A 7,521-nucleotide genomic window follows, 5' to 3' on the forward strand; every position below is an offset into this window, starting at 1 on the left:
GTAGGCCAAACCTAACGATGAATAATAGGGAAGCGAAGGAATAACGGTAAGAAAGTGAACCTTGGCCGTGTTAAGTGCGGTGTGTGCCTGAACGAACGGGATAACCATGTGCGTCAGGCTATCCTCGGAAATGTCAATGGGAACCAAAATTGAGTTGTACATGTGTCCCTCCTGAGTGTTTTTCACACAACTCAAGGTAGATCGTTAATTTCAGCAAAACAGAGAGCAGGGTGTCATAACGGGTACAAATTTCTATTCTGTGGTATTCGTACAATCGACCTTGCCTGTCATTGCGTCGTGACTATGTCCATTCTCGCGTCCTGGGCGAGCTGGCGTACAGCCTTAATCGGCGCATGTCCCATTTTATGGGCAGCGAGCAGCTTAGCTTTACGACGGAATGATGAAACGTCTGGCTAAAACCAGCCCCTCTTTATGAAATGCGCCGCATTAGCGGAGCAGCTATTCGCCCATATTTGGGGCGGGAGCTGCGCGGCAGGGACTGACTCCTGTCTGTGGACGAAGATGCTAGGGATGATGGTTGGCTGGGGTTTGTCGAACGGGGCGGCTTTGTATTACACCTGGCGCGGGCACGTTCCGAAGTTTGAACCGATGCTGGAGAATTGCGGATTCAGTACATAAAGTCACCGTAGCAAATAACACAACCGGGCCCAGAGCCCGGTTTTCGCAACGGCTATTCGAATTCAGAATGAATAAATTGCCTGACCTGAAGTATCGAATTCAGGTTAAGTTTTTGCCCAATATTATTGGTGTAGGTATAGACAGTTTTGGGGGACAGGTAAATTTTTCTTGCAGCAGCCACCGTGTCATCAGTATCCAGAAGGGCGAAAAGTGTCTTTTTCTCTTGTTCTGAAAGCATGCTCAGACTTCTGCAGCGCGCGATGTGGTTCAACGCATATTCTGATGAATACGTCCGACCGCCCGTAAGCTGCTTTCGAAACTCCATAAAGCATGATTTCCTGTAGATTGTCACAAGCGGTTCGAGAACTCTTGAACTGACATCCTTGCCACCGATGAAGATCATTTCATGCTTTTCAGTGAGTTTCTTTCTTTTCAGTAGGTTGAAAATGGCGCCCAGGCTTCTGAATGATTCAATATCTACGACGCAAACCTTTCTGCCGGGGGACGCTTGCTGAAGGATGACAGACAGCGCTTTATTCAAAAAAACATCTTTCGTCAAAATCATGTGAGGCATAAACATAACCAGAACATTTCAGAACACAGTGAAAAGGGGCCCTAAGGCCCCTGTGGAACATCAGAACCCGATACGGATACCTGCCACACCCTGGATCGGTGTTTCGATTTGGCTGCCCTGACGATAATTAGCCTCACCGTACAAGGTTACGTCTTTACCAACGTTGACCGATGCACCCAGACCGTATTTACCTGATGTGCCTTTGACGTTGTTATCAAAGCGATTGCGCTCATTGATCGTGACTTCGTTTGAGTTAGCAAACTCCTGCACCACCGCAGCTGACAGATAAGGTTTCAATTCAGTCGAACCCAGACTGAACTTACCGGAAAGCTTCGCACCGGATTCACCCGTAACAGAACGTGGAGTGCCCGTGTTGCCTTTCATGCCGTTGCTGAGTTTCACCTCCTCACTGGTCATCTGAACAAAGGCCAGGCGCGCATAAGGCGTGATGCTTACATCGTTTTTGAGATCGAACTGATAACCACCTTCAACGGCTGTGCTGAGCGCATACTGCTTCCAGTCACCGCCGGTTCTCCCCCCGTTGGTCATAACCGCTCTCAGTTTGTTGTTGAGACGGTTACCTTTCACCACGCCGTCAGCGTAGAATCCACTTGCGTCGTACCAGGTGGCATACAGGCCGAGGCCGTAGCTGTCGATTTTGCTTGTGCCGCCGCGGGCATGCTTCACTTTGTTATCGCTAAAGGACATGAATGTGCCAGTGACGAGGCTGCCTCGGTCAAAGTCAGTACGGGTATCAGCACCGATCTCAAGTCCGTTCTGGCTCAGCTTATAGGCTGCGCCATTGCTTGTATCAATGTCACTTTTACTGCCGAGGTAGTGTCCCCATACGTTGCTTTCTGGTCCGGTTTTATCCAGACTCGCGCGATACGTGCGCAGGCCATCCAGCTCGGAATGGACGACGTTCAGACCGGCATTGGACATGGCCAGAATGGCATCGGTTGCAGGCGTGGTCATTGGCTTCTTCCCGCCGTTCCCGTTACCGCCTGCATTGCCGTTATCACCGCCGCCAGGGTTCTCACCGCCTGGGTTCTCACCGCCCGGGTTCTCACCCCCCGGATTCTCACCGCCAGGGTTCTCGCCACCCGGATTCTCACCGCCAGGGTTCTCACCGCCCGGGTTCTCACCGCCCGGGTTCTCACCGCCAGGGTTCTCGCCGCCCGGGTTCTCACCGCCAGGGTTCTCGCCACCGTCATCCATGGCACCGAGATACCAGACGTTACCCCCGGTGAGGCCGTCCTTATCCTGCTGGCTGTACAGGGTGTACATGTACGTGCCGCCATCCACGAATCGGGTGCTACGGCCGGACGCCGTGACCATTTCAAAGTCAATGTCACCGCCCTTCTCATGAATCAGATTCAGCGTCAGGTCATCGTGGTTCGATATTTCCTTACCGGAATCATTAACGGCAAGACCGAACTGGCCTGAGCCCTGTTCTATAGTGACGAAGTTGCCGGCTTTATCAGCCAGCGAGGTGTTCAGGAGGAAGTTCCCGGTTCCGTTCAGCTCCGTAATCGTCAGCTTCGCGAACTCACCGTCGCTGTTGCGCAGGAAGTTGACATTTCCGCCGTCCATAGTGAGCATCCCGACCTGAACTGTGTTCTGGCCGGATGTGGCAGCGGAAAGGTCATTGACAGAGAGGGTGCCCCCGGAGATGTTGACGTTCGTTGCGATAGCGCCAGCGTCCATCAGCAGTTCACCACCGGTGCTCAATTTGGTTTCGCCGTTGGCCACTGCGCCGGTCATCAGCCAGGACTTGCCGCCGTTGATAGTGGTGTCTGTGGTAGTGCCGCCACCGGAAACATACTGATTTCCACCGTTATTGATGGTAGTTGAGGTTGCCGAACCGCCACTGGATATATGTTGTTTGCCGCCTTTGAAGATGGTAGTAGAAGTAGCTGAGCCTCCATTGAAAATGAGCTGTTCACCACCGCTATAAATGTCAGTAGAGGTGGCCGAGCCTGAATAGGATATTTGCTGAGAACCACCGCTATTGACGGTTGTCGAGGTGACAGTCCCTTCTCTGGAGACACGTTGACTGCCACTGCTAATGATGGTGGAGATGGCAGAGCCAGAGTTCTCAACGTACTGAACACCACCGTTGATGGTTGTGGAGGTTGCCGTACCTCCCAGGGAGATAATCTGAGTGCTATCGTTTATGATGGTATCCGTTGCTGTACCACCATTTATGACAAGCTGAGCGGCGTCATTGAGGGTTGTCGAGGTAACAGAGCCACCATCAACGGTCTGACCGCCAAGGCCTCCAGCGTAAAAGGTCGTGGCAGTGGCCGAACCGCCACTGGAGACAACCTGACTGCCGCTGATGATGGTCGTAGAAATGGCCGCACCGCCACTGGAAATGTGCTGATAACCACCTTCATTGACAATTGTCGAGGTTGCCGTGCCACCACTGTAAACATGCTGATAACCAAAGTCATTGATGGTGGTAGATGTAGCCGAGCCACCATTGAATATGACCTGTTCTCCCCGGCTGTAGATAGTCGTGGAGGTGGCCTCACCGCCACTGGAGACTACTTGAGAACCACCGCTGTTGATGATTATTGAGGTAGCCGAGCCACCGTCGAAAATGAACTGTTCACCACCGATGTTAATAGTGGTGTCAGTGGCCGATCCACCACTGGAGATGGACTGTCTGCCAAAGTTGCCGATGGTAGTTCCGGTTGCCAATCCGCCATTGGAGACAAACTGCTCCCCAAAGTTGTGGATAGTGGTGCCAGTGGCCAAACCGCCGCTGTAGACGTACTGCTTACCATTGTCGATAGTAGATTCTGTAGCCATACCTCTACTGTAGACTTTCTGCATGCCACCACTGTTTATGATAGTAGAGGTGGTCGAGCCACTTATTGTCTGCAGACCACCACTGTTTATGATTGTAGAAGTTGCTGAGCCCCCAATGTCTACGCGCTGTTGGCCACTGTGAATGGTCGTGGATGTGACAGAGCCGCCAACTTCCTGATAGCCACCTATGTAGATAGTAGTAGAGGTGGCAGAACCACCACTGCGTACGAACTGCGAGCCGCCGCGGAGTGTAGTGTGGATGGCTGAGCCGCCAAGGTTGACCTCCTGATAACCACCTCCTGCGCTGATGATAGTAGAGGTTGCTGAACCGCCGGATAAAATATGCTGCTGACCACCACTGATTGTTGTTGAGGTGGCTAAACCTCCTGCGGAGATTATCTGCTTTCCAGCATTATATATAGCAGTAGAGGTTGCAATGCCGCCAACACTGACGAGTTGAACTCCAGCATTGTTTATAGAAGTGTCTATGGCCGAACCCCCAGTGAAGACGGTTTGGACTCCAGCACTGTTTATACGTGTGCCTGTGGCCGAACCGCCACTGGAGACTAGCTGAGACCCACCGCTGATGATAGTAAAGGTTGCCGTGCCACCACTGTCGACAAGTTGAGTACCGTCAATGTTTATGGTCGTTGAGTTAGCAACTCCTCCAGAAATTTTCTGAGTTCCATCGTGGATGGTAGTAGAGGTGGCCAAACCTCCGCCGTAGACGTGCTGCGTCCCAGCACTGATAGTGGTATTAGTTGTGGAGCCTCCACTGTAGACGTGCTGATTGCCAAAAATTCCGTTGATTGTGGTGCTAGTTGTAGTACCCCCACTGGAGACGTACTGAATGCCACCGTTTAAGATTATGGTGCTGGTTGCCGTGCCGTTACTGTATACCTCTTGAATACCGCCACTATTGATGGTGGTGCCAGTAGCTGATCCACCACTGGAGATGTACTGGAACCCGCCACTGTTGATGGTGGTATCATTGACCGATCCTTCCCCGTATACGGTCTGTGTCCCACGTCGGTTGATGATAGTAGAAGAGGCCGTTCCTCCACTAAAGACGTACTGAGCAGCACTACCGTGAATTGTTGTACTGATGGCTGTCCCGCCGGAAACCATCTGTAGAGCACCACTGTTGAGAGTCGTGTGAGTGACTTCGCCGCCATTATAGATAGACTGAGAACCACCACTGTTGATGGTAGTAATGGTAGCAGTACCACCACTGGAGACACGCTGAGCACCGCCGTTGATGGTTGTAGATGTGGCCGTATCGCCTGAATAAATATTCTGCAAACCAGTTACTATAGTTCCCACATGATCTGCAGCCATGACCGGCTCTGAAGGCAGAAGCACGGCACCCAGCAGTAACGCCAGTGCGCTTTTCTTCGACGTCAGCTTCGGGCGACCGGACCCGGTCGCGAGTTCAGAGGTAACAACCCACTGCTGGCGCGACTCGCACCACACTGTGGTATATATCTTGTTCATATTTACGTCCCTTACTTATCAACTAATCCTGAATGCAGACGGTCCACCATACCGATGACCTGTTTGCCGGTTATCAGACTCGTGCACTCGTACTGACGTGGGGTGTTCTTGTGATGCGGACACCACAAATAATCCACGTGGTCAAAATCAACGGACGTGTCATCCCAGCAGCCGTTACAGCCATGGCTGCTGAACACCCGCCAGGGGGTGTAAAATTCGCTGTTGGGGAGACTGAATCCGCTGATTAACACCACAGGGATACCGGACGCCCAGGCTAGCCATGACAGCCCGCTGCCAAGTCCGATAAAGAAGCTCGCATGCTTTAACAGGTCCACACGCTCCTGGAGCGGAATATTCCCTGTAAAGTCTTCAGCGCCCTGGGGGATGTGGTTCCAGACGAAGCCCTGGCCGTAATGCGCGTGGCGGTCAATGCACAGCACCCGGTATCCCAGATATTTAAGGTGGGCAACCACCTCGGCCCAGCCATGGCCGTTGTTCCAGTACTTCGCCTGGTTGGTGGACTGCGCGGCGATGCAGACATACGGCTCCGCAATTTTTCGTTCCGCATCCAGTTTCAGGCGGGGAGGGCACTCCCGCGGATCGACCCCGAGGATGTAGCCGGCATTGCGGTGGAAACCGACCTTCCTGAAATCGATGGGTTGATGTGTGGTATCACCCTTAAAGAAGAGGCCTACATACCAGGATGCGTAGGGATTTACTGTCTGCAGATTGTCCTTTGTGGAGAAAGTGATCTCGGGATACTGTGCGCTGAGCAGTTCAATGATTTCCTGCCCCATAACGCACTCAAGCTGACAGCGGTGCAGCTGGCGAAAACGCTCTGCATAATGGAACCACCCAAGCATGTCGCCCAGCGTACCCGTTGGGAAAAAGATGACGACGGGCTTGTCCTTCATATCCAGCGTTTCATCCAGGACCGGGCTCGCCGATCCCTGGTGGAATACCTGAATGCGGAAGCGGACGTAATATTTTTTATTACTGGTGACCCAACCGCCTTCTGAATCACAGCTGAAAAGAATATTACCGCTGTCGTCGTCCATTAAAATGACGTGCCATTTTCCTTCCGGGAGCAAAACGCGCGCGCCATAGTTAAAGTCATAAAGAATTCCGTCCGGCCCTGAGCATGACGGAAGCTCTGGAGGGTTTGGGAAGTTAGCTGACATATATAATTTGTCCTCGGTGGTAATTTAAATCTGTAACAAATAGGTCGAGTGCACTACTGTTATTTAAGTAATGCTTTCCATGATAGGTTGCGAATTGTTGTGTTTATGCTTTTGAAAAACGTTATATGTGCGTGCAAAACTCGTGCATGCTTACAGGTTTTGAAAATAGATAACCCTGAAAAATATCCACCCCTCTATCTTTCAAAAGCGATAGTTGTTCTTTATTTTCTATACCTTCAGCAATGACATGAATTTGCAGCCGCTCTGCGAGAGTGATAATTGAATCAATCACCGCGGAATAGATTAATGATCCATTGCTGGCAATTGTGAGGCATTTATCAATCTTGATAGTTGAGAAACCTGCATGTTCAATATATTTAAGGCATGAACTCCCGCTGCCGAAATCATCAATCGCAAATCGCACACCTGACTCAGTAAGTTGCTGCATAGCATCGAGTGCAAAGTCGTCCAGGTTCATTGTCCCGCGTTCGACAATTTCCAGCGTGACAGCAATGCGTCCGTCGAATACTTTCTTAAAGTCCGTCACTGCTTCAATAACTCTTGAAGAGTTCAACTGTCTCGCACAGATGTTGAAGGAGAGATAAAAATCATCAGGTAGCGTTCCTTCATAGCCTTCAAAAAATGTTTTAACATCAGACATGAGGCTGCATGTGACATCATTAATCACCTCGCATGATTCCATTGCCGAAAGGTATTTTTCGGGAGATTGGTAAATCCCATCTTTGAGAACTCTGAGTAAAACCTCTCCGCCTACAATCTCATCGTGAAGTGGTTTACTGAATTTGGCCACCTGAA

4 protein-coding genes and 2 pseudogenes are annotated in these 7,521 nt (G+C 51.2%); all 6 read right to left on the reverse strand.

The window, feature by feature from the left end:
* Positions 1 to 162 (reverse strand): annotated as a pseudogene (locus HMPREF3143_RS26195) (universal stress protein UspA); the annotation flags it as partial.
* Between the two features lie 529 nt (positions 163 to 691).
* Positions 692 to 1,213 carry a helix-turn-helix transcriptional regulator gene (locus tag HMPREF3143_RS05505; protein ID WP_021241313.1) on the reverse strand — a complete coding sequence of 174 codons (522 nt, stop codon included), beginning with the start codon at positions 1,211 to 1,213 and terminating at the stop codon, positions 692 to 694.
* A 60-nt stretch (positions 1,214 to 1,273) separates the two neighbouring features.
* Positions 1,274 to 5,368 carry an autotransporter outer membrane beta-barrel domain-containing protein gene (locus HMPREF3143_RS24610; protein ID WP_254668419.1) on the reverse strand — a complete coding sequence of 1,365 codons (4,095 nt, stop codon included), beginning with the start codon at positions 5,366 to 5,368 and terminating at the stop codon, positions 1,274 to 1,276.
* A gap of 33 nt (positions 5,369 to 5,401) precedes the next feature.
* Positions 5,402 to 5,524, reverse strand: a pseudogene (locus tag HMPREF3143_RS26450) (ESPR domain-containing protein); the annotation flags it as partial.
* An 11-nt stretch (positions 5,525 to 5,535) separates the two neighbouring features.
* The gene (locus HMPREF3143_RS05515; RefSeq protein WP_070532068.1) at positions 5,536 to 6,705 is read right to left on the reverse strand and encodes an autotransporter strand-loop-strand O-heptosyltransferase; all 1,170 of its coding nucleotides are present in this window, start codon (positions 6,703 to 6,705) and stop codon (positions 5,536 to 5,538) included.
* Positions 6,706 to 6,826: 121 nt separating this feature from the next.
* On the reverse strand, positions 6,827 to 7,521 hold a 695-nt coding region (locus HMPREF3143_RS05520), incomplete at its 5' end, for an EAL domain-containing protein (RefSeq protein ID WP_070532071.1).

The organism is Enterobacter sp. HMSC16D10 (assembly GCF_001807145.1).
GTDB lineage: Bacteria > Pseudomonadota > Gammaproteobacteria > Enterobacterales > Enterobacteriaceae > Enterobacter > Enterobacter roggenkampii.

Coding starts and splice junctions, on each gene's coding strand:
- HMPREF3143_RS05505 (WP_021241313.1), bottom strand. CDS start 1,213: ATGCCTCACATGATTTTGACGAAAGATGTTTTTTTGAATAAAGCGCTG.
- HMPREF3143_RS24610 (WP_254668419.1), bottom strand. CDS start 5,368: ATGGCTGCAGATCATGTGGGAACTATAGTAACTGGTTTGCAGAATATT.
- HMPREF3143_RS05515 (WP_070532068.1), bottom strand. CDS start 6,705: ATGTCAGCTAACTTCCCAAACCCTCCAGAGCTTCCGTCATGCTCAGGG.